This window comes from Pseudomonas sp. C2B4 (genome assembly GCF_013359695.1).
In the GTDB taxonomy this organism is placed as follows: domain Bacteria; phylum Pseudomonadota; class Gammaproteobacteria; order Pseudomonadales; family Pseudomonadaceae; genus Aquipseudomonas.
Genome location: NZ_JABFMU010000013.1, coordinates 1 through 21,412, shown reverse-complemented (window position 1 = coordinate 21,412; position 21,412 = coordinate 1). Strand labels below are relative to the sequence as shown.

The window sequence follows — 21,412 nt, the reverse complement described above, 5'->3', positions numbered from 1 at the left end:
TGAAACTAACCCACATCGTCTGGGATGTGGAGATGGGCGTTTTTTTCGCCCTCATCAACAGGAATTAAAATGAGCGAAAGCTTTGCGGAACTCTTTGAAGAAAGCCTAAAGACCCTGAACCTTCAGGCAGGCTCCATCATCACCGGTGTTATCGTTGATATCGATTACCAAGCTCGCTGGGTAACCGTTCACGCTGGCCTGAAGTCCGAAGCACTGATCCCGCTGGAGCAGTTCTACAACGACGCTGGCGAACTGAACATCAACGTCGGTGACGAAGTTCACGTTGCTCTGGACTCGGTTGAAGACGGTTTCGGTGAAACCAAGCTGTCCCGTGAAAAAGCCAAGCGCGCTGAATGCTGGATCGTTCTGGAAGCAGCCTTCGCAGCCGAAGAAGTGGTCAAGGGCGTTATCAACGGTAAGGTTAAAGGCGGCTTCACTGTCGACGTTAACGGCATCCGTGCGTTCCTGCCAGGTTCTCTGGTTGACGTCCGTCCAGTGCGCGACACCACGCACCTGGAAGGCAAAGAGCTGGAATTCAAGGTCATCAAACTCGACCAGAAGCGCAACAACGTTGTCGTTTCCCGTCGCAGCGTCCTGGAAGCCGAGAACTCCGCCGAGCGCGAAGCTCTGCTGGAATCCCTGCAGGAAGGCCAACAAGTCAAAGGTATCGTCAAGAACCTCACCGATTACGGCGCATTCGTCGATCTGGGTGGCGTCGATGGCCTGCTGCACATTACCGACATGGCTTGGAAGCGTATCAAACATCCTTCCGAAATCGTCAACGTTGGCGACGAGATCGATGTCAAGGTTCTGAAGTACGATCGCGAGCGCAATCGTGTTTCCCTGGGCCTCAAGCAACTGGGTGAAGATCCATGGGTTGCTATCAAAGCCCGTTACCCAGAAAGCACTCGCGTTACCGCTCGTGTAACCAACCTGACCGACTACGGCTGCTTCGCTGAGCTGGAAGAAGGCGTTGAAGGCCTGGTACACGTTTCCGAAATGGACTGGACCAACAAGAACATCCACCCTTCGAAAGTCGTACAAGTCGGCGACGAAGTGGAAGTTATGGTTCTGGACATCGACGAAGAGCGTCGTCGCATCTCCCTGGGCATCAAGCAGTGCAAGTCGAACCCATGGGAAGACTTCTCTGGCCAGTTCAACAAGGGCGATAAAATCTCCGGCACCATCAAGTCGATCACCGATTTCGGTATCTTCATTGGTCTGGACGGCGGCATCGACGGTCTGGTTCACCTGTCCGACATCTCCTGGAACGAAGTGGGCGAAGAAGCCGTACGCCGCTTCAAGAAGGGCGACGAGCTGGACACCGTTATCCTGTCGGTTGACCCAGAGCGCGAGCGCATCTCCCTGGGTATCAAGCAACTGGAAAGCGATCCGTTCTCCGAGTACGTTCAAGAGAACGACAAAGGCGCCATCGTTAAAGGCATCGTGAAAGAAGTTGACGCTAAAGGCGCCATCATCACTCTGGCCGACGATATCGAAGCGACTCTGAAAGCCTCCGAAATCAGCCGTGATCGCGTTGAAGACGCTCGTAACGTTCTGAAAGAAGGCGAAGAAGTAGAAGCCAAGATCATCAGCGTTGACCGCAAGAGCCGTGTAATCCAGCTCTCGATCAAGTCGAAAGACGTTGAAGACGAGAAAGAAGCTATCCAGAGCCTGCGCGACAAGCCAGTAGCTACGGATGCTCCAGTAGCCACCACTCTGGGTGACCTGCTGCGTGCTGCACAAGCGGAAAAACAGAACTAAGTTCTGACTTTCTGTAAAAAAGGGCGACTTAGGTCGCCCTTTTTTGTGCCTGGAATTTGACCGGGGTCTTAGGGTGTATGGCCTGGCTTCGGTTGAACTTGAAACAAATGGCCGTTAAAGGATGTCTCTTTCTTTAACGGGATCAATCCCTTAATTGCAGCTAGTCTTGGCCTTAAGTGAACGCCGCTCGGCATGGTGCCAGGCATAAGGAACTGAATGAACAGGCTCATTGTTGCGCTAGCGCTACTGATACTGGCGGGATGTACAACTAATGCCAAGACTCATGCGGTACGCGGGGTTAGTGGTATTGAGGTTGATTGTTCGGGATTGGGTTCGGGCTGGGAGAAGTGCCGCAAACGAGCGGCGAAGGAGTGCAAGGGGGCTGGCTACAAGGTTGTGACAAGGTCTGATGATGCCAAGGATGAGGGTGACTTCCCCTTCGGCTTCAATCCGGCGGGATACCTGACGCGCACCATGCTGGTTATATGCAGGTGAATGCAATGGCTCGCTGGTCTGAAAACCGGGTATTGCGCGGTGTGCAGGGGGATGTCAAAACTTGGACTGTTCAAATTCGTTGGGGCATGCTAAAACCGTTGGAGCGATTTTCCTAGCTGCTTGAAAAAGAAGGGAAAAATATGACGAAGTCGGAGTTGATCGAACGAATTGTCACCCATCAAGGGCTGCTCTCATCCAAGGATGTGGAGCTGGCCATCAAGACCATGCTTGAGCAAATGTCCCAATGTCTGGCCACCGGTGATCGCATCGAGATCCGCGGCTTTGGCAGCTTCTCTCTGCACTATCGCGCCCCGCGCGTAGGACGCAATCCAAAAACCGGTCAGTCCGTCAGCCTCGATGGCAAGTTCGTTCCGCATTTCAAGCCAGGGAAAGAACTGCGCGATCGTGTGAACGAAGACGAGGAGGAGGGACTTTGATCGTCACCGTCCTGCAAGGAGCTGCTCATGCGTAACCTCAAGCGTGTATTGCTCGTGGTGTTCGTCCTGTTGCTGGTTCTGGCGATCCTGGCGTTCGTTCTTGAAAATCAGCAATCCGTTACCCTGCTATTCCTTGGCTGGGCGGGGCCGCAGCTTCCGGTATCGGTGGTCATGGTTGTTGCGTTACTGATTGGTATGGTGGTTGGGCCGGTTGTCAGCTGGTTCTTGGGACGAATCTCCAGAGCCTCTCGCAAGCGACTTGCTTGATTGAATGTGCATCACTGCGTGTCCACATCCATTTGGCTCATCAGCATGAAGCCTTGAGTGCTGCTTGAGTTGCGGCGAGTGGTTTATTTGGTTCGCTCTGGCTTTGACAAAAGCACTGCACCCCAGGCTGACGGCGCTGTCAGTCACTCAGGGGTATGGTTTTATGTGGAATTCTAGTCACGTGTGACGCTGGCTTTGTTGGTTCGGCAGTCATTCGCCATCTTATTTCCAGTGCTAACGACTCCGCTGCCAACGTCGATACGCTGATTTGCGCCGGTAACCTTGCGTCCTTGACTGAAGTCAGTCAAAACCCGCGTTATATTTCGAGCGTGTCGATACCTGCGATCGTGAGCAAATTGATCGCATTTTGCGTAAGCATCAGCAAGGCGAGCGCCGCTCACCTGGTTCGCGCTTGGGTACGAATCTATGGCTTGCGGATGCTGATTGCCAACTGCTCGAACAACTGTGGTCCTAGTCACGTTTCGAGAAAGCCGGCCAGCCTCAAGTCGAGCTTCGTAGTCAATGGCTTGTGCTTCTATCTCAATCAGCTGGTCGAGATCGTCAAGAATATAACGCTGTTGGAAAGAGGCAAGCTTGAAATCACTGGTGCCAATCTTGCTCATCTGGGGCGGAAGGTGTTCAGGGTCGAAATTCCAGGTCGTGGTTTCGCCTGGCTGGAATACCGGTATTTCGGGGGCGATGCTTGAGGCGAGTCACTTCGTGTGCGCCTTTGAGATGCGTCAGGGTTGGTAATTTGCTTGTCTGGATGAAATCCCCTACAGCAGGGGCGCACCGAGCTGTCAGTTTACGCAGGGCGCCTCGAAAAGACTGCATATGGGGATTATTTTCAAAAGCTACTGAAGATGCCAAGATCAGAGATTTGATGGGGTGTGAAAGTTGATGTTATTTTGATGGCTCGTAGAGCGTTTATTTGTTCTCAAATGATTTTTTGTCTCCCGTCGGTGCATGAGTTATTAATTCTCGATACTCCCTGTAGAATGATCGGCAGACATATCTGACCTGGTTCGGCATTGCATCTCGATCTCAATTGGCTTGCTCCCTTCACAGAGGATTTCCATGTCGAGCTGTTTCCACAGGGGAAAGGCCGAGACAGGAGCTTCTGATTGGGGTAGAGCAGGACATCAGGGAGGCGGGTTCGGGAAGACTCGATAGGTGTGGATCGATATTGAGCTGTCACCTTTGCATTCGCTTCAAGCAATATTTTGCATTGGTTACGATGCAAGAATGACTGGAAACATAACTGAGCCCCGCTTGCTGGCTGTACTTGTCAGGAGGGGGATTAAGGATTTAGAGCATGGAACTGATTCCCGTAATTTTGTCTGGTGGAGTGGGCAGCCGGTTGTGGCCCGTTTCTCGAGAAGCCCATCCGAAGCCGTTCATGGAGCTGCCAGATGGCCAGAATCTCATCCAGAAGACCTTTCTTCGCGCCTCGCGCCTGGAGGGTGTTGTGGAGATTCTTACGGTGACCAACCGCGAACTCCTGTTCAAGACTGAGGACGAGTACGGCGCAGTCAATAATGACAAGCTTGCTCAAGCGTTCATTCTGGAGCCTTTCGGTCGTAACACGGCAGCTGCTGTCGCTGCGGCCGCATTGCAACTGGAAGCCAGTCATGGGCCTGATGCCCAGATGCTGGTACTGGCTGCTGACCATTTGATTCAAGACGAACAGGCTTTTGCCGCGGCCGTGACCAATGCCATGAAGCTTGCCGCCGAAGGTTGGTTGGTGACTTTTGGTATTCAGCCAACCTACCCTGAGACCGGGTTTGGTTACGTCGAGGCGGAAAAGAATTCGCCGCTGAAAGGCGGTCTGAAGGTGGCGCGTTTCGTCGAGAAGCCTGATCTGGGTACTGCGCAAAGTTATATCAGTGCAGGTAACTACTATTGGAACTCCGGAATGTTCTGTTTTCGGGTGGGCACAGTTCTGGAAGAGCTGCGCCAACATGCTCCAGATGTCGTGGAGGCGGTGAGGAAAGCAATCGAAGTCTCTCGGCTGACCTCTTCTAATAAATACCGTTGCTTGGCACTTGACGCTGACGCTTTTGCAGAAGTTAAGGATATCTCCATCGATTATGCCCTCATGGAGCGATCGTCCAAAGTTGCGACTGTTCCGTGTGATATAGGTTGGAGTGATATCGGCTCCTGGAATGCGGTCAGCGAACTGACGGAGCCTGATGAGAACGGCAACCGATTTGAAGGTGAAGTACTGTCTCACGGTTCGCGTAACAACTACGTGAACAGTGAGGGGCGTCTGACGGCATTGGTTGGTGTTGAGGACCTGCTGGTCATTGACACCCCGGACGCGATGATGATCGCCCATAAAGATCACGCGCAAGATGTTAAGCATATCGTCAATCAGCTCAAGGCCTGCAGTCACACGGTCCACTTGCTTCACCGCACTGTGCATCGTCCTTGGGGCACATACACCACGTTGGAGAACGGTGAGCGCTTCAAGATCAAGCGCATTGTGGTGAAGCCTGGTGCTTCTCTGTCGCTGCAAATGCACCATCATCGCAGCGAGCACTGGATTGTGGTTAGTGGCACCGCGGTAGTCGTCAATGATCAGCAAGAGCTGATGCTTCATACCAATGAATCGACCTTTATCCGTGCGGGTCATAAACATCGCCTGAAAAACCCGGGGGTGATCGATTTGGTGCTGATTGAGGTTCAGAGCGGTGATTATCTTGGGGAGGATGACATCGTCCGTTTCGAAGACAACTACGGTCGAGTCGACAACTAACGAAACTGAACCCGATGCGCCCCCCGCGACTTGAGGGGGGGCTGCACGCCAGCGGCTCAGGCCTTGGTGATCCATTTTTGCCATTGCCGCCTCAGGGCGGCATTGGACATATCAGCTAGTGAGTAGAATGCATCCTTCTATCGTGACGCAATGCTTCAAAGCCTATGACATACGTGGTCAGGTTCCCTCTCAGCTCAACGAAGAAATCGCATACCGCATAGGGCGTGCGCTGGTAGCCGAACTGCAAGGCAAAACTTTCGTTGTCGGCCGGGACATGAGGCTGGAAAGCCCGTCCCTCGCCATGGCGCTGATGCGCGGCATTACTGAGGCGGGTGCTGATGTAATCGACATCGGGCTCTGTGGCACCGAGGAAGTCTACTTTGCAACAAGCCACTATAGGGTCGAAGGTGGCGTGATGATTACTGCCAGCCATAACCCTAAGGGTTATAACGGCATGAAGCTGGTCAAGGCCGAATCTAGGCCGATCAGTGGTGACACTGGGCTTGATGCCATCCGTTTACGCGTGGAGCAGGGCAACCTTGGCGAAATCGCAGTGGTAAAAGGCGAGGTTCGCCAAGCCCTCGACAAGACCGCTTACATAGACCACTTGCTCACCTATGTCGACGTCAGCGCCTTGAAGCCTCTCAAAATTCTCGCTGACCCGGGTAACGGCGCTGCGGGTCCCGTGTTACGAGCGTTAGCGGCTCGCTTGCCGCTTCAGTGGGTGTTCATCAATGAAGAGCCTGATGGCCACTTTCCAAATGGCGTACCAAATCCACTGCTTCCCGAAAACCGTGAACTGACACGTCAGGCCTTGCTGGCCAACCAATGCGACATGGGCCTTGCCTGGGATGGTGACTTCGATCGTTGTTTCTTCTTTGATGCAAATGGTCGATTTATTGAGGGCTACTACCTTGTCGGGCTTTTGGCTGAGATGTTGTTGAAGCAATATCCGGGAAGCAAGATTATTCACGACCCGCGCCTGACATGGAATACCATCGAGCAGGTCCAGCAGGCAGGCGGCATCGCAGTACAGAGTAAAACCGGGCACGCGTTTATCAAGGAGCGCATGCGCGAGGAAGACGCAGTGTACGGCGGAGAGATGAGTGCCCACCATTACTTCCGTGATTTTGCGTATTGTGATAGCGGGATGATTCCGTGGCTGTTGGTGGTGGGGTTGGTCTCGAGTACCGGGAAATCGTTGTCCGAGCAGGTCGATAAGGGTATTGCCGCGTTCCCATGTACAGGGGAGGTCAACTACAAAGTAGTCGATGTCGCCAAAGCTATCGAGCATGTGTTGGCTCATTATCGGGCTCAGTCCCCCGTACTGGACATGACTGACGGTATCAGCGTTTCTTTTGATGAGTGGCGATTCAATTTGCGCAGTTCCAATACTGAACCTTTGCTGCGACTAAACGTTGAGGCCAGGGGGGATAGTGACTTGATGTGGGCGCGTTTGAAGGAAATTGAAGCATTGATAGAGGCTGCAAAATAATCAGCCCGACATTTAAGGTGCTATATGGTTGCAAAGGATCAAGTTGGTAATATATATAAAAATTCATTCTGTGTAACCAGGGCGGATAGAGAAAATCTTAATGGTCATGCTGGAATGGTTATCTGGTTGACTGGGCTTTCAGGGTCGGGGAAGTCTACTATTGCGAACGCTTTGGAAAAAAAGCTTCACGCTGAGGGTAAGCGTACTTATATTTTAGATGGAGACAATATTCGCTCAGGGCTTTGCAGGGATTTAGGTTTTAGTGAGGCTGATCGCAACGAAAATATCCGCCGAATAGCGGAAGTGTCCAAATTAATGCTGGATGCAGGACTGGTTGTGATTACAGCGTTCATTTCACCGTTCAAAGTTGAACGAGGAATGGCGAGAGAGCTAATTGGAGTCGAAAATTTTTTCGAGGTTTATGTAAAGACCCCTTTGGCTGTTTGTGAACAACGGGACCCCAAGGGGCTTTACAAAAAGGCTCGAAATGGGGCGTTGCAAAATATGACCGGCATAGATAGCCCCTATGAGTCCCCGGAAGCGCCAAATGCAACAATTGACTCGTCGATCAGTTCGCCAGAAAAGATTGCAGACTTTTTGATTGCGGCTATAGAGTCAAGATAGGAAAGTTCACATCAAAATTCACACTGCTGATTGCGCAAAGAGGAACACTCCGGAATTTAGCAGTGAAAGGCTCCGTTGCATTAATAGTTATACCTCTTTTGCTCGTGAATCTTAAAAATAAAAAGCATCAATGCCGCTAACGCTAGATGCAGATCGATCAAGGTTTTGCAGAGTTTAATGGTGTATCGGGCTTCAGGTCGTTGATCCAGGAGGTCTCGATCAGGCTTTAGGGTTGGGTGGCGGCGGTAACTCGTTTGGGTGTACTGCTGAGCAGTCAAGCCTTGCCCTAGGTTTGCACCTTCTCAGTATCGACAAGCTTGCGCCGTGAAATGAATATGCTCTCCAGTCGCTCCTCGTCCGGTCGCAGGGCCAGGGTGTTGGGGGGGAATCATCGGTCATAATTTAGCAACGATAACTTTTCAGCAGGCGCAGTGGTGCGTCCTTTGCTCGGTGTAGTCAGGCGCTACGACGTTGATATTCATCTTTCCTGGGTGGTAAGGCCTGCGAGGGTTTTCCAAAAAAAACCAGGGGCTTGCGGTGGAGTGTGTCTTTCCGGTTTTGGTGTTGGAGCGCAACACGGGAAGGCTGGCTCCAGAAAAGTATTGAGAGCACAACGCCGAGCTTCGGCTTTCGGCTTAAAAATGGGAATGATGGATTGATGCGACGATCCGGAGCATGCGTGTATGTACCAGCATGACGTCTCCCTGCTGTGAAGCATGTCCGTGGCTGTTGGTGCAAAAAAAGCAGCAATCCACCCTAGGTCAATTTCAATCGGCGGGGTGGGCCTGTTTTCAGTTGGCGCCAACACACAGCGGGAGCCGAGCGCGAAAAAAGTGACATCAGCACCCCATCCAAGGTTACAATCTTCGGCTGTTTGATAACTCGGTGTTCCAGATGCGCCACAGCTCAATAAACGTTGCCCTGATGGACATAGCAGCGGCGGCCAAACGTTATTCGCTTGTCGGTATGCTCGGCTGGCAAGATGTCCGCCAGCGTTACAGGCGATCAGCGATCGGGCCGTTCTGGCTTGCAATCAGTATGAGTGTAATGATTGGTACGATTGGTATCGTATTCGGGCAAATATTTAACTCTCCGATCGACGAGTTTCTTCCATTCCTTGCTGTCGGAATAATCCTTTGGAGCTTTATCTCAACAACTATAACTGAAGGTTGTACCAGTTTGATTGCCGCGGAAGGGATTATCAAACAGCTCCCTATTCCTTTATTTGTTCACGTATTGCGAACGCTGTGGCGAAACATAATCATACTTGGGCATAATATCGTCATCTTTCCTCTGGTCCTCTTGGCGGTGCAAAAGACGATAGGGCTTGAAGCACTTCTGTGTATTCCAGGTTTAGTTCTATTGACATTGAATCTGGCATGGATATGCCTAATTCTGAGCGTCTTGTGTGCTCGATATCGTGACTTGGCCCAGATCATCGCGAGTGTTTTGCAGATTGCTTTTTATCTGACCCCGATCATGTGGCTACCTAGCCTGTTGCCACAACGGTCGAGTAGTTATCTGCTCGATCTCAATCCCTTTTACCACCTGATGCAAATTGTCAGGGCACCACTGCTGAGTCAGGATGTCAGCGCGCTAAGTTGGTACGTGGCCGGAGGGATGGCTGTATTAGGGTGGGGCTTGGCAATAATGTTCTATGGATATTATAAGCGCCGTATTGCTTACTGGCTTTAATGGAAGAATACACACACTATGGCTTCTATTGAGTTTGAGAATGCATGCGTTGATTTTCCGATTTACAACGCAAGTGGGCGTTCGCTGAAAAAGCGCCTGATCCAAGTTGCGACGGGTGGTCAGCTTGGGGCAAACGACCAAGGTCGCGTTATCGTGCGCGCCTTGGAAAATCTGACGTTCACACTCCGCGACGGAGACCGTGTTGGCTTGGTGGGTCATAATGGCGCGGGCAAAAGTACGCTGCTGAGACTGCTCAGTGGCGTGTACTCTCCGTCGTCTGGAACCGCTAAAATCAAGGGTGAGACCGGCTCACTTATCGATATTTCCCTGGGCATCGACCCCGAAGCAACGGGCAGAGAAAATATCTTTGTGCGTGGCGCGCTTCTGGGAATGAAAAAGAGCGATATCGCAAACAAACTTGATGAAATCATTGAGTTTTCTGAACTCGGCGAATTTATCGATATGCCGGTTAGAACTTACTCATCAGGTATGCACTTGCGCTTGGCATTTGCGGTGTCTACGACTGTTAGGCCACAAATCCTGATCATGGATGAATGGTTATCTGTGGGTGATGAAGGCTTCAAGCACAAGGCGGAAGCACGAATGACCGAGCTCGTCAAAGCTACGAATATTCTTGTGATTGCAAGTCATTCTCGAGAACTGATGATGCACATGTGCAACCGTGTTATTTGGCTGGAGCATGGCAAAATACGAATGGACTCAGACCCCGAAACCGTGACATCCGCCTATTTCGGGCACTGAGCACTTGTCCGCCCTCCATACCATCAAGGTTGGGTTGATGAGCCCGTTTGGGGTCGTGAAGATCCCGTTTTCACCGAAGTCTACCGCTGACCGTGTGCGGCCAGTTCAGGAGCACCTCATGACTGACGACTCTGCTGTACAAAACAATGAGATGATCAGCTATGCGCAAAACTATGAAGATGTCATTCTCCAGCGCATATTCGCAAATGAGAGTACCGGCTTCTATGTGGATATTGGCGCCTGCCATCCGATTCATGACTCGGTCACTCAACACTTCTACCTTCGCGGATGGCACGGCATTAACGTCGAGCCCCAGCCTGAGCTATTCGGCGTATTTCAGCGCTTGCGAGAACGAGATACCAACCTAAATATCTGCGTAGGCTGCAAACCTGGCAAGCAAACGCTTTACGTCACTGCAGATCAGGGTACATCTACACTAGATAGCACTCTGGCCAGGCATTATCAGGACACCGGTCGCGTCACTCAAGAAATTGATGTCGAAGTGGTTCCGCTTGCCGATATCTGGAAGCAGCATGTTGGTTCGCGCCGCGTCGATTTTCTGAAGATTGATGTCGAAGGCTTCGAGAAAGACGTATTGGCCAGCGCCGATTTCGCCGTGGTTAATCCTCGCATTCTGTTGGTCGAGTCGGTACATCCTGACTCTCATGAGCCGGTGCACCAAGAATGGGAGAGCCTGATATCCGCGTATTATTGCCTGTTCTATTTCGACGGCCTTAATCGTTTCTATTACCGCAAAGACTACCCGGTGGACATTCCGCGTTGCAGTACCCCACCCAATGTATTCGATGAATTCAAGACCTATCGAGAATATCTCGTTGAGCAGGCTTGCCATCATCTAGAGGATGAGGTTGAAGATAAAAACACGCAGATTCGGAATTTCGGGCAGTTGCTCGAACAAAAAGATGCGGCGCTTCAAAAGGCCGCTGATGCCTACAATGATCTGCGGAGCCAGATTGACTGGTATCTGTCGGAGCAGGGCGAAGGTTATAAAGCACAGATTGGAAATTTCGAGCAACTGCTCAAACAGAAGGATGCGGCGCTACAAGACGCCGCTGACGCTTACAAAGAACTGCGGGCCCGATTCGACGAACAGTTGGACGAAATCGAGCTATTGACACGCTCGAAAGACTAGCCCCGTATCGTCGTCAAACGAAAACCTTAGCAGAATGAGAAACTCTGGAACCCATATGTTGCCAAATACAGATCGAGACACCTGTATCTTCACGATTGTTTCGAACAATTACTTGCACTATGCAAACACAATGTTCGAAAGTCTCAAGGAGCATTGCCCCCAAGCAGACTTGGTGCTTGGCCTTTGCGACGCCAAAACGGCAGAAACGGACTGCCCGGCAGCGGACGATATCGTCGCGATCGATCAACTGGACATTCCCCAGTTGGGTACCTTCATTTACCAATATTCGATTCTTGAGTTGAACACCGCGATCAAGCCCTATCTCATCGAGCTTTTGATGAAGCGGGGCTACCGCAAGGTCATCTATTTCGACCCCGACATTCGTATCTTTCGCTCACTGGACGAAATGCTGGCCCTGCTCGACCAGCACAATGTACTGTTGACCCCGCACCTGACCGACATCCTGGATGATGGCAAGGCCCCAACCGAACTGCAGATACTTCAGGCTGGTTCGTACAATCTCGGCTACATTGCACTTCGCACCTGTGAGGAAACGCTAAAGCTAGCTAAATGGTGGCAGGACAAGCTGTACAAGGAGTGCGTGGTCGATCTACCGCGCAACTTGTTCGTGGACCAAAAGTGGATGGACCTTGTCCCGTCGATGTTCGAAGGCGTATACGTTAACCGTGACCCTAGCTGGAACATCGCCTACTGGAACCTTAACCACCGTACCCTCGAGCGTCTGGCGGATGGCAATTACACGGTCGATGGTCGGCCGTTGACCTTTTTCCATTTCTCCGGCTTCTCGATCGAAGCGAGTACTCTGAGCAAGCATCAGAATCGCTTCAACAAGAATGCCAGCTCCGCCCTGCGCGATATTTGCACTTTCTATGAGCAGGCCCTACAGCGGAACGGGATCGAGCGTTTCAAGCGGCTCCCATATGCGTTCAGCAAGTTTGCTGACGGTGTGCCTGTACCCGACGCAGCAAGGCGTCTGATCCGTACCAGCAACCGATTGACTGACATCAATTTCTTTGACGCCAGCCAATGCCCGCGCATTCATGCCGAGTTGAACCGTTTGGTCGCACCATCCCGCGACGGCATTGCACTCACCGTTCTGGCAATTGCTCTCTGGGAATCCCGTGCGGATCTGCGCAATGCCTTTCCTGCAGTCGAAAGCATTGACAGTCCTCGCTTCGGTGAGTGGCTCTTGGAATCCGCTGCCCGCGACTCTGGCTTCAGTGAGATCTACCTTCAACCCGTCCGAAGCGAACTAGAGCGCGTGCGTGTGCAGGCAGATCTGCAGCACAGAACTCTGGTCGGCCGATTGAGCAGCACCCTGTTCCGATTTGCCTGGCAAAAGCGTAAACATATCCCCCTAAACTTGCGTATCGCACTGGCACCTTATGCCGGTTGGGCACTGCGCAAGGCTTACCCGCGTCCGTCAGTCGCGAACGCTTCATCAAGCGAGCGCGCGCCGGCTCTTCCAAATAGTGACGACGCAGGTATTAACCTCATCGGCTACCTGTATGCTGAAAGCGGGGTAGGGGAGGCTGCACGCGCCTCGTTGCGTGCGCTCAAGCAATCCAAGCTGCCGTTTTCCCTGATCGACTATCGATTGGGTAACATATCTCGCATGGGTGAAGTAATCGAAGGGCACATCAATGAAGCCCTCTATCCCATCAACTTGATGCATGTGAACGCGGACCAAAGCAAGATTGCCCGCGAGCATCTCGGTGAAAATCTGTTTGACGGGCGCTACACCATTGGTTATTGGTACTGGGAGATGCCGGAATTCCCTGACTTTCTGCACTTCGCCTATGAGCAGGTGGACGAGATTTGGGTTTCCACTGAGTACAACCGCCGGGCCATCGAAAAACACACGAATAAGCCCGTGCATGTGATTCCCCCGGCCATTGACGTGCGAATTGATACTCCCCTCACCAGGGCGGACCTGCATCAGCCGGAAGACTGCTTCATCTTCCTGCACATGTCCGATGCGCTTAGCATTCCCGAGCGAAAAAACCCTATGGGGGTGGTGTCCGCCTTCCTCCAAGCCTTTGAAGATAAACCCGAGGCCAAGGTCAAGCTCGTCATCAAGGTATCCAATCTCGATCATCAGCCGATGTTGTCCGAAGCCATTTTTGCAGCTATGGATAAGGAGCCAAGGATCCAGCTGATCCACGACTACCTTGATCGTAATACCCTAAACAACCTGTTCAACAACTGCGATTGCTATGTCAGTCTGCATCGTGCAGAGGGCTTCGGTCTGCCGATTGCCGAGGCTATGTACTTGGGTAAGCCAGTGATCGCTACACGTTGGTCGGGTAATGAGGATTTCATGGACGAGGAGAACTCGTTGCCTGTGGATTACACAGTGGTAGAACTCGACAGGGATTTTGGCCCATATCAGAAGGGTCAAGTCTGGGCCGAACCAAACCTGGCAAATGCAGCGGCGAAAATGGTCGAACTTCAGAGCAATCCCGCCCTTGCTGAGCGAATCGGTTCTTTGGCTGCAAAGAGAATCAAGGAAATGTACTCTGCGGAAAGTATCGCAAGGATTCAGGAGTCGCGATGCGCTGATATTCATGCGAGTTTGGACGCTCGCAAATAGACTCATAGGGGAGTGTGGATGTTTCTCAGGCATGGATGCGTTACGAATCCAGTGCCTGGGAAGTCGCTCTTGATGTAGGTAGTCTGCGACGGGTGATGGAGGTTTTAACAAGAGTAAGCCTCTACACCCTTAGCTCCAAGGCTGGTGAATTCAGGGGTGTGTTTTGCCTCAATGTCCCCAAGCGCGGGTAATGAATGTCCCTATCACTCATGGAGCAGTCACCTACCAAACAACCAAGCCCATTCGTGATGCTCCTGGATCGGGCCAAGAGAAGTTTCGCATATTTATTAATTTGATTCTTAACGAGAACAATAATGCAACAAGTCAGGGCAAATCTAGAAAGCTTCTCAAATATAACCCTGTTACGAGCAGTGGCGAGTCTCATGGTTGTGTACGACCATCTTTTCTCAATGGTGCCAGTAAAAAACTTTGGCTCCCCCGCTTTTCCTGTCTCTTTCGTTCAGACCGCTATAGATAATCCACTGGGGATCATTCAAGACTTTGGTTGGATTGGGGTTGCCATATTTTTCATAGTATCTGGATTTATTATCACTCACGTATCCATGCGCGAGAGTCAGACAGAGTTCTTGGTTAAGAGAATATTTCGGATTTACCCTCCATTGATCCTTGCGGTTCTCATCGCCTGCGCAATGACATATATCACCACTAACCAAACCTTCTCATTTTGGGAAATTATTTCTGCGTTTACTCTGACAAATTATTGGACTTACCCGCAGATAGTGATTCTCGGTGTGGCATGGACATTGGCCATAGAAATCATTTTTTATGCATTCACCTTTGTACTGCTTCCTATTCTGAAGAATAACCCCTGTGCCGCGATAATTATCCAGGTGGCGGTTGTATTTTGTGTATATGCTGTGCGCGGAAAGTTTGGCAACGAGTTCTTTCTATTTGCCGCGTGTGTAGCCTATTTGCCTTATCTCATCGTTGGGCAGGTGACATATTTTCTGTACAGTAAGGTGATTGGGCTTAAAGTGTTCTTTGCTCTTTTGATTTTACTGTACGCGGCTATACTTGCCGGTATTCAGTTGATACATGTGATATTTCTTCCGGCAAATAATTCGTATCTGATAAATTTCAGTTATGCGTACTTCATATTTATCATGCTACTAGTCTTTAAGGATAGGGTAAAAGTTCCTCAGTTTGTTCACCGCCTTGCGGATAGCTCGTACTCGATTTACCTGCTGCACGGAACAATAGGTGGTGCGGTCATAGTTCTGGTGGCCAAATATACAAGTAACCATTCTGCTCCTGTAATATTTATTACTTCGTTAGCAGCGGCCGCTTTATCCATACTGGTTGCTTGGATATTTTTCCTGTTGGTAGAAAAGCCTTCCATCAAGGTGGCAAGAAGCCTCTGCAAAATGATCAATGCAAGGACTCTTAAAGTGCAAAAGGAACAGGCGTGATTGCCAGGGCAGCTATTACTGGCCAGGACGACTCCTGTTGGCTTAGGCGGTATCTGCCCCAAAAGCCTCTTCCTGTTAGTATGTGGTGAGGTTTGTATTCGTCATAAGAGGCTGGCGAGCAATCCCGGGCAGTAAGGCTTTAAGGTCTTCTACCGTATAGCGGGTAGCTGGCCCTCGAGTGTGTGGTGCACACACACTCGAGTAAGATGTGCCTGAAGGGGGGCACTATGTCCGATGCAAAATCAGCGCGGGCTGCTCAGACATTCCAGTAGCGCCGCGTGCCAGTCGGGTAGGTGGACGCTCCAGTCCCGTTGCAGTCGCGAACAGTCCAGGCGTGAATTGAGCGGACGCTGTGCCGGTGTCGGATACGCGCTGCTTGGGATTGCCTCAAGTCGGCCGCAGGGCTTGTCCTGCTGACGCAGTTGTGCGGCGATGGCTTCGGCGAAGCCGAACCATGATGTCTCACCCAGCCCACTCAGATGGTAAGTGCCCCAAGGACCTGCTCGACCGGCTTGCCAGTGGGTAATCAGCTCTGCGGTAGTGCGGGCAATGGTGCCGGCCCAGGTTGGCGCGCCAATCTGATCCGCAACCACACGTAGCTCATCACGCTCCTGCAACAGGCGCTGCATGGTCAGCAGGAAGTTCTTGCCGTGCAGTGAATATACCCAACTGGTGCGTAGAATCAGGTGTTGGCCGCCAACAGCGCGAATGGCTTCTTCGCCCGCCAGCTTGCTTTGGCCGTAGACGGTTAACGGGGCGGGGGCATCATCCTCAGTGTAGGGCGACGAACTCTTGTCGCCAGCGAACACATAGTCCGTGGAGTAGTGGATCAGTGGCACGCCTAGCCGTGCCGCAGCCTCGGCCAGCAAGCCGGGTGCGATGGCGTTGATGGCGAAGGCCCGGTCCGGCTCACTCTCGGCCTGGTCCACTGCTGTATGAGCGGCGGCATTAATAATCAGGTCCGGCCCGAGTGACTCTACCCGCTCGCGGATGTTAGTACTGGTGGCCAGGTTAAGTTGGTCCTGGCCTAGAATCAGCAGTTCGGCCTGGTCGGCCAGAGCTAGTTGCAGCTCGCGGGAAACTTGGCCGTTGCGGCCGATAATCAGAATCTTCATGGAAACAACTCAGCTTCGCTCAGGGGCAGACCGGCCAAGTCCTTGGCCGACAGTTGGGGCGCGCCGTCGAGCTGCCAATCGATGGCCAGCATGGGATCGTCCCAGCGAATGCAGCGCTCGTGGGTGGGCGCATAGTAATCAGTGGTCTTGTAGAGGAACTCGGCGTGCTCGCTGAGCACCACGAATCCGTGAGCAAAGCCTTCCGGAACCCATAGTTGGCGTTTATTCTCGGCCGACAGGCGTACGCTGACCCACTGGCCAAAGGTGGCCGAGCTACGACGGATATCCACGGCAACATCCAAGACCTCGCCGTGGGTGACGCGTACCAGCTTGCCCTGAGCCTGCTGCACCTGATAGTGCAGACCGCGGAGCACGCCCTGGGCTGAGCGCGAGTGGTTGTCCTGGACAAATTCACGCTGCGACCCGGTGGCGTTGGCAAAGGCGCGAGCGTTAAAACTTTCATAGAAGAATCCGCGCTCGTCGCCGAATATCCGCGGTTCGAGAATCAGTACTTCGGGGATAGCGGTGGCAACGACGTTCACTACTGCTCTCCCGCTAGTTTGTAGAGGTACTGGCCGTAACCAGTCTTGCCAAATGCCCGGGCCTGGGAGAGCAATTGCTCGTTGTTAATCCAGCCCTGATGATAGGCAATCTCCTCTAGGCACGCGACCTTCAGACCTTGTCTATGTTCGATGGTCTGCACATATTGCGAGGCTTCGAGCAGGCTCTCATGCGTGCCAGTGTCGAGCCAGGCAAAGCCCCGGCCGAAGCGCTCCACGCGCAAGTCGCCACGTTCTAGGTAGGCATTGTTAATGTCGGTGATTTCCAGCTCGCCACGTGGCGAGGGTTTGACCGCCTTGGCAATCTCGATCACGTCGTTATCGTAGAAGTACAGGCCGGTCACTGCGTAGTTTGACTTGGGCTGTTGGGGCTTTTCCTCGATGGAAAGGGCTCGCCCCTCGGCATCGAACTCGACTACGCCGAAACGCTCCGGGTCCTTCACCCAGTAGCCGAAAACGCTGGCGCCCTTGGGCTGGGCTGCTGCACGCTTGAGTGTTTCGGTGAAGGACTGACCGTGGAAAATGTTGTCGCCGAGGATCAGGCACACCCGGTCGCTGCCGATGAACTGTTCGCCAATCAGGAAAGCTTGGGCCAGACCATCCGGCGAGGGCTGTTCGGCGTAGCTGAAGCGAACGCCGAACTGGCTGCCGTCACCGAGCATCTTCTCGAATTGCGGTAGGTCGGAAGGCGTTGAGATGATCAGGATGTCTTGAATGCCCGCCAGCATCAACGCTGAGATCGGGTAGTAAATCATTGGCTTGTCGTAGATGGGCAGTAGCTGTTTGGACACTCCGAGGGTAATCGGATGCAGGCGGGTGCCGGAGCCGCCGGCGAGAATGATTCCTTTCATGTATTTGCTCCCATGCGTTCGCGTTGATAGCTGCCGTCCTGTACGTGGCGGCACCATTCGAGGTTTTCCAGATACCATTGCACGGTCTTGCGCAGTCCGCTAGCAAAGGTTTCCTGCGGTATCCAGCCCAGCTCACGCTGGATTTTGCTGGCGTCGATGGCGTAACGCTGGTCATGGCCAGGACGATCTTTGACGAAAGTGATCAGGTCTTCGTAGTGAGCCAGGCCTGCCGGTTTGTTCGGTGCAAGCTCCTCCAGCAGAGCACAGATGGCACGTACTACATCGATATTCCGCTGCTCGTTGTGACCGCCAATATTGTAGGTTTCACCGACTTCTCCCTCGCTTACCACTTTCAGCAAGGCGCGGGCATGGTCTTCGACGAATAGCCAATCACGGACCTGCAGACCGTCGCCGTACACCGGAAGTGGCTTACCTTCCAGTGCGTTGAGGATCACCAGTGGAATCAGCTTCTCGGGGAAGTGAAAAGGCCCGTAGTTGTTCGAGCAATTGGTGATCAACACCGGTAGCCCATAGGTGCGCTGCCAGGCGCGGACCAGATGATCGGAGGCCGCCTTGCTGGCTGAATAAGGTGAGCTAGGCGCGTAGGGCGTGGTCTCCGTGAACAGATCGTCCACTCCGTGCAGATCGCCGTACACCTCGTCGGTGGAAATGTGATGGAAACGAAATGCTTGCTTCCGGTCTTCTGATAGTGCCGACCAGTAAGCCCGAGTGGCTTCCAGCAAGACATAGGTGCCGACGATATTGGTCTGGATGAAAGCGGCAGGGCCATCAATAGAGCGGTCAACATGGGACTCGGCGGCCAGGTGCATGATGGCATCAGGCTGGAATTCGGCCAAGGCCTGACTCACGCTCTGGCTGTCAGTGATGTCTGCCTGAAGGAAGCTATAGCGCTCATGCTGCTCAACCATTGCCAGCGACTCCAAGTTGCCGGCATACGTGAGTTTGTCTAGATTCAGTATCTCATTCTGGGTGTGGCTGGTCATGTGGCGTATCAGGGCGGAGCCGATAAAGCCGGCACCGCCGGTGATCAAAATTCGCATAGTGTCGAAGGTCTCGTGCTCGGGGGCGGTTGCACCGTATAGTTTAAGCGCTCCATCAATTGCACTCAATCGGTATCGAAGTCGGGGCGGGGCGCTCGGTTCGGGATGCTCGCGGATACACGCTGGTCGTCGATGCGCTAAAAATTGACAGAACTGCTATGACTGTAGGTGTCTTAGGCGCAATTGTCTTTTCCTGGAGGTGGCGGTGCCTGCCCGGGGCTGTTACCACTTCACATGGGTACCGGCTTCTCGTTGGTTTCGTGCAGTGCATTGAGCGGCAGTTGTAATTGCACGGCGCACTTGTATGCGCATTGCGCCAAAGTTGAGCGCGCAGCAGGCGGTCATGAGCGGTCAAAAATTATCCTGCCGATACAGTGGCGGATGGTCGGCTAGCTTTTACTTCGACTGTTGCGGGCTGCGCCACCTCATATTCGGCTTTGATAGTCGCGAATTCGGTGTCGATAAAATCACCGAGCAGGCTGATCTGGCGTGGACTTGAAATGGCTATACTTTTCGGGCTTTGCCATCGGGTCGCGTCAGGGGAGGGGGCTGACTCCAGAAAAGAATTGGGAGTACAGCATGTTTCCGCTGCGTCTTTAAAAGTGCGTGTGGGGGGGGGGGATCGCGCTTTTGGTCGGGTGCGGTAAGGCGAGAAAGATGTCTCGCCCGGCTCTGAAGTGCTGAGGAGGTCAGCGGTTCCAGCGGAATGGCCAGTACCATCTATGTTTACCGCTTAGTGCAGTGCTCAGCAAAGGAGCAATCATCGCTGCGTGTGCTGTTGGATCATAGTGGTGGTCGTTTGGGTCGGAATTTCTCAGGCTTAGTTTTAATTGCCCATTTTCATCCATGGATTGTTCGTCCAGAGATAGATAGAATAATCCGGCTTCTAGGCAAAAAACTTTCATTGACTCGTTGAAGGCTAGAGTCAGTTCGGTTCTTTCGGCTTGTGTTGCTTTTACCTCGCGTCGAAGATTGGCAACTTCTCCCCAGTCTGTATTGTCCCGTATGGTGGGTAGTGGTGTGCTTATGCAGATTAGCGTAAATTTTTTTGCAATATCTGATATAAAATTTTTGTAGTTGTCCAGTGCTTGCTGGAGCATGTAGTTTACCGGTGTGCCGTGTTTTTGTGATCTGTACCATATGACAAATCCGGTATCAACTTCGCCAAGCATGACAATTACAGTGTTGGCCTTTGTGGATTTTAGAGCCTCGAGGTACTGTGGCATTGCTTGAGTTGTCGCGTTAGGGTTTATAAGGCCTGAGACAGTAGCTCCACCTACGGATATTACTTCAAATTTATGCTTGGGGAATTTTGAGGTCATGTATTCGCTATTGAAAACTGATACATGAGAGTCTCCGATAACCAGTATTTCCTTCATGCCAAATGAGTGCCTTGTTAACGATTTTAGGGTGCTGGATGCTATCATTTTTTCGGTGGGGTGAACTGATATTGGATTGTTCCTGGGGGGAGTTATGCCTCTTGCTTCCGCAGCAAAAGCTGTAGTTTCTTCGGTGCACGGGCCCAATTGTCGTTATTTTTCAGGGCTCTGAATGACCCGATGGCGCGCTTCAAGATTGACAGCCAGTAGCGTTTATGGTCTGGCTCAGGCATGAGTCATGCCAGTGTCACGTGGTGGTAGCAAACCAGGAATACAACAAAAAAAGGTCTCGTCGCAACTCAGCTGGAACGGTTCGGCTTTGTTGATGGGCATTTTGGTCGTCCGCAATCCCGGCGAGCCATCGGCATTGTCTGCGCCTCGTTTGGGTAGGGTCGATTGTGAGGAGGGAGTATCTACAGCGCGGTTTTGGTCGGGCAATGTTCAGGTTGATTCCGGTCTTTTTCAGGGTGTAGGTGGCAAAATCAACGGCAGGCGCCACATGGTGCAGCTGTTCGAATGCGCGCAGTGGAAATGGGTGGTACGGATGCTCACTTTACTCGTTCTGCCTAGGCTATGAATAGCGCGCCGAATTTGTTAACGAGCGCAGAAAGGTTATGTCTATAATGTGTGAAATAACTGCTGAGAGGTGCTCGCAGTGGCAGAAGTTGTGATGTTTTCGGCATTTATGTGTTGAGTGCTTAAGGATTCGGAAGAAGAGCTGGGGGCTTCAAAGTGCCCTCAATAACGTTATTGCTGCTGTCTCGTATGTGAGTCTTGATAACGAGCCGGCTTTACAGGGGATGATAGTTAATGTTTGTGGTTGTTTGTGGAATGCAGCGTAGTGGCTCTACATTCTCATTTAATATCGTTCGTGAGATTCTAAAGTGCCGTGGTGGTGGCTGGTTGCAGGATCTGAGTGCAACACGGTTATTGAATTGAAGCGGGAGCATCA

17 protein-coding genes and 1 pseudogene are annotated in these 21,412 nt (G+C 52.2%); 13 read left to right on the top strand and 5 right to left on the bottom strand.

The window, feature by feature from the left end:
* Positions 1 to 69 precede the first annotated feature (69 nt).
* From rpsA to HNQ83_RS11465, 13 genes and pseudogenes are all read left to right on the top strand, one after another.
* Positions 70 to 1,764, top strand: coding sequence for a 30S ribosomal protein S1 (gene rpsA, locus HNQ83_RS11525; RefSeq protein WP_047527094.1), 1,695 nt, complete (start codon positions 70 to 72; stop codon positions 1,762 to 1,764).
* A 216-nt stretch (positions 1,765 to 1,980) separates the two neighbouring features.
* Complete coding sequence (locus tag HNQ83_RS11520; protein WP_175389065.1) at positions 1,981 to 2,259, top strand: hypothetical protein; 279 nt, start codon at positions 1,981 to 1,983, stop codon at positions 2,257 to 2,259.
* Between the two features lie 140 nt (positions 2,260 to 2,399).
* The gene (gene ihfB / locus HNQ83_RS11515; protein ID WP_003369729.1) at positions 2,400 to 2,696 is read left to right on the top strand and encodes an integration host factor subunit beta; all 297 of its coding nucleotides are present in this window, start codon (positions 2,400 to 2,402) and stop codon (positions 2,694 to 2,696) included.
* A 27-nt stretch (positions 2,697 to 2,723) separates the two neighbouring features.
* The gene (locus HNQ83_RS11510) at positions 2,724 to 2,963 is read left to right on the top strand and encodes a LapA family protein (RefSeq protein ID WP_175389064.1); all 240 of its coding nucleotides are present in this window, start codon (positions 2,724 to 2,726) and stop codon (positions 2,961 to 2,963) included.
* A 155-nt stretch (positions 2,964 to 3,118) separates the two neighbouring features.
* Positions 3,119 to 3,454: pseudogene (locus HNQ83_RS11505) on the top strand (NAD-dependent epimerase/dehydratase family protein); the annotation flags it as partial.
* Positions 3,455 to 4,278: 824 nt separating this feature from the next.
* Positions 4,279 to 5,721 (top strand): mannose-1-phosphate guanylyltransferase/mannose-6-phosphate isomerase, encoded by a 1,443-nt coding sequence (locus tag HNQ83_RS11500; protein WP_175389063.1) that lies wholly within the window; start codon positions 4,279 to 4,281, stop codon positions 5,719 to 5,721.
* A 127-nt stretch (positions 5,722 to 5,848) separates the two neighbouring features.
* Positions 5,849 to 7,216, top strand: coding sequence for a phosphomannomutase (locus HNQ83_RS11495; RefSeq protein WP_178131936.1), 1,368 nt, complete (start codon positions 5,849 to 5,851; stop codon positions 7,214 to 7,216).
* Between the two features lie 24 nt (positions 7,217 to 7,240).
* A complete protein-coding gene (gene cysC / locus HNQ83_RS11490; RefSeq protein WP_175389062.1) occupies positions 7,241 to 7,840 on the top strand; it encodes an adenylyl-sulfate kinase in 600 nt (199 codons plus the stop codon).
* An 894-nt stretch (positions 7,841 to 8,734) separates the two neighbouring features.
* Positions 8,735 to 9,535, top strand: a complete 801-nt coding sequence (locus HNQ83_RS11485) for an ABC transporter permease (RefSeq protein ID WP_175389061.1) — start codon at positions 8,735 to 8,737, stop codon at positions 9,533 to 9,535.
* 18 nt (positions 9,536 to 9,553) lie between these two features.
* Positions 9,554 to 10,297, top strand: a complete 744-nt coding sequence (locus tag HNQ83_RS11480) for an ABC transporter ATP-binding protein (protein ID WP_175389060.1) — start codon at positions 9,554 to 9,556, stop codon at positions 10,295 to 10,297.
* 118 nt (positions 10,298 to 10,415) lie between these two features.
* Positions 10,416 to 11,450, top strand: coding sequence for an FkbM family methyltransferase (locus tag HNQ83_RS11475; protein WP_175389059.1), 1,035 nt, complete (start codon positions 10,416 to 10,418; stop codon positions 11,448 to 11,450).
* A 55-nt stretch (positions 11,451 to 11,505) separates the two neighbouring features.
* On the top strand, positions 11,506 to 14,064 hold the full coding sequence (locus HNQ83_RS11470; RefSeq protein ID WP_175389058.1) for a glycosyltransferase family 4 protein: 2,559 nt from the start codon (positions 11,506 to 11,508) through the stop codon (positions 14,062 to 14,064).
* A gap of 314 nt (positions 14,065 to 14,378) precedes the next feature.
* Positions 14,379 to 15,494, top strand: a complete 1,116-nt coding sequence (locus HNQ83_RS11465) for an acyltransferase (protein WP_175389057.1) — start codon at positions 14,379 to 14,381, stop codon at positions 15,492 to 15,494.
* A gap of 242 nt (positions 15,495 to 15,736) precedes the next feature.
* Here the strand turns inward: HNQ83_RS11465 and rfbD are convergent, their stop codons facing one another.
* The 5 genes from rfbD to HNQ83_RS11440 all read right to left on the bottom strand — a co-directional run bounded on the left by rfbD (position 15,737) and on the right by HNQ83_RS11440 (position 20,460).
* Positions 15,737 to 16,609, bottom strand: a complete 873-nt coding sequence (rfbD, locus tag HNQ83_RS11460; protein WP_175389056.1) for a dTDP-4-dehydrorhamnose reductase — start codon at positions 16,607 to 16,609, stop codon at positions 15,737 to 15,739.
* Positions 16,606 to 17,151, bottom strand: a complete 546-nt coding sequence (gene rfbC / locus HNQ83_RS11455; RefSeq protein WP_175389055.1) for a dTDP-4-dehydrorhamnose 3,5-epimerase — start codon at positions 17,149 to 17,151, stop codon at positions 16,606 to 16,608. Before rfbC ends, rfbD begins: the two co-directional genes overlap by 4 nt.
* Positions 17,151 to 18,020 (bottom strand): glucose-1-phosphate thymidylyltransferase RfbA, encoded by an 870-nt coding sequence (gene rfbA, locus HNQ83_RS11450; RefSeq protein ID WP_175389054.1) that lies wholly within the window; start codon positions 18,018 to 18,020, stop codon positions 17,151 to 17,153. The genes rfbC and rfbA overlap by 1 nt, the downstream gene beginning before the upstream one ends.
* Entirely contained in the window at positions 18,017 to 19,081 is a 1,065-nt protein-coding gene (gene rfbB / locus HNQ83_RS11445; RefSeq protein WP_175389053.1) for a dTDP-glucose 4,6-dehydratase, read from the bottom strand. Before rfbB ends, rfbA begins: the two co-directional genes overlap by 4 nt.
* Positions 19,082 to 19,770: 689 nt before the next feature.
* Positions 19,771 to 20,460, bottom strand: a complete 690-nt coding sequence (locus HNQ83_RS11440) for an SGNH/GDSL hydrolase family protein (protein WP_175389052.1) — start codon at positions 20,458 to 20,460, stop codon at positions 19,771 to 19,773.
* Positions 20,461 to 21,412: the final 952 nt, after the last annotated feature.

Coding starts and splice junctions, on each gene's coding strand:
- HNQ83_RS11485 (WP_175389061.1), top strand. CDS start 8,735: ATGCGCCACAGCTCAATAAACGTTGCCCTGATGGACATAGCAGCGGCG.
- HNQ83_RS11495 (WP_178131936.1), top strand. CDS start 5,849: ATGCATCCTTCTATCGTGACGCAATGCTTCAAAGCCTATGACATACGT.
- HNQ83_RS11520 (WP_175389065.1), top strand. CDS start 1,981: ATGAACAGGCTCATTGTTGCGCTAGCGCTACTGATACTGGCGGGATGT.
- HNQ83_RS11470 (WP_175389058.1), top strand. CDS start 11,506: ATGTTGCCAAATACAGATCGAGACACCTGTATCTTCACGATTGTTTCG.
- rpsA (WP_047527094.1), top strand. CDS start 70: ATGAGCGAAAGCTTTGCGGAACTCTTTGAAGAAAGCCTAAAGACCCTG.
- cysC (WP_175389062.1), top strand. CDS start 7,241: ATGGTTGCAAAGGATCAAGTTGGTAATATATATAAAAATTCATTCTGT.
- ihfB (WP_003369729.1), top strand. CDS start 2,400: ATGACGAAGTCGGAGTTGATCGAACGAATTGTCACCCATCAAGGGCTG.
- rfbD (WP_175389056.1), bottom strand. CDS start 16,609: ATGAAGATTCTGATTATCGGCCGCAACGGCCAAGTTTCCCGCGAGCTG.
- HNQ83_RS11465 (WP_175389057.1), top strand. CDS start 14,379: ATGCAACAAGTCAGGGCAAATCTAGAAAGCTTCTCAAATATAACCCTG.
- HNQ83_RS11500 (WP_175389063.1), top strand. CDS start 4,279: ATGGAACTGATTCCCGTAATTTTGTCTGGTGGAGTGGGCAGCCGGTTG.
- rfbB (WP_175389053.1), bottom strand. CDS start 19,081: ATGCGAATTTTGATCACCGGCGGTGCCGGCTTTATCGGCTCCGCCCTG.
- HNQ83_RS11510 (WP_175389064.1), top strand. CDS start 2,724: ATGCGTAACCTCAAGCGTGTATTGCTCGTGGTGTTCGTCCTGTTGCTG.
- rfbA (WP_175389054.1), bottom strand. CDS start 18,020: ATGAAAGGAATCATTCTCGCCGGCGGCTCCGGCACCCGCCTGCATCCG.
- HNQ83_RS11480 (WP_175389060.1), top strand. CDS start 9,554: ATGGCTTCTATTGAGTTTGAGAATGCATGCGTTGATTTTCCGATTTAC.
- HNQ83_RS11475 (WP_175389059.1), top strand. CDS start 10,416: ATGACTGACGACTCTGCTGTACAAAACAATGAGATGATCAGCTATGCG.
- HNQ83_RS11440 (WP_175389052.1), bottom strand. CDS start 20,460: ATGAAGGAAATACTGGTTATCGGAGACTCTCATGTATCAGTTTTCAAT.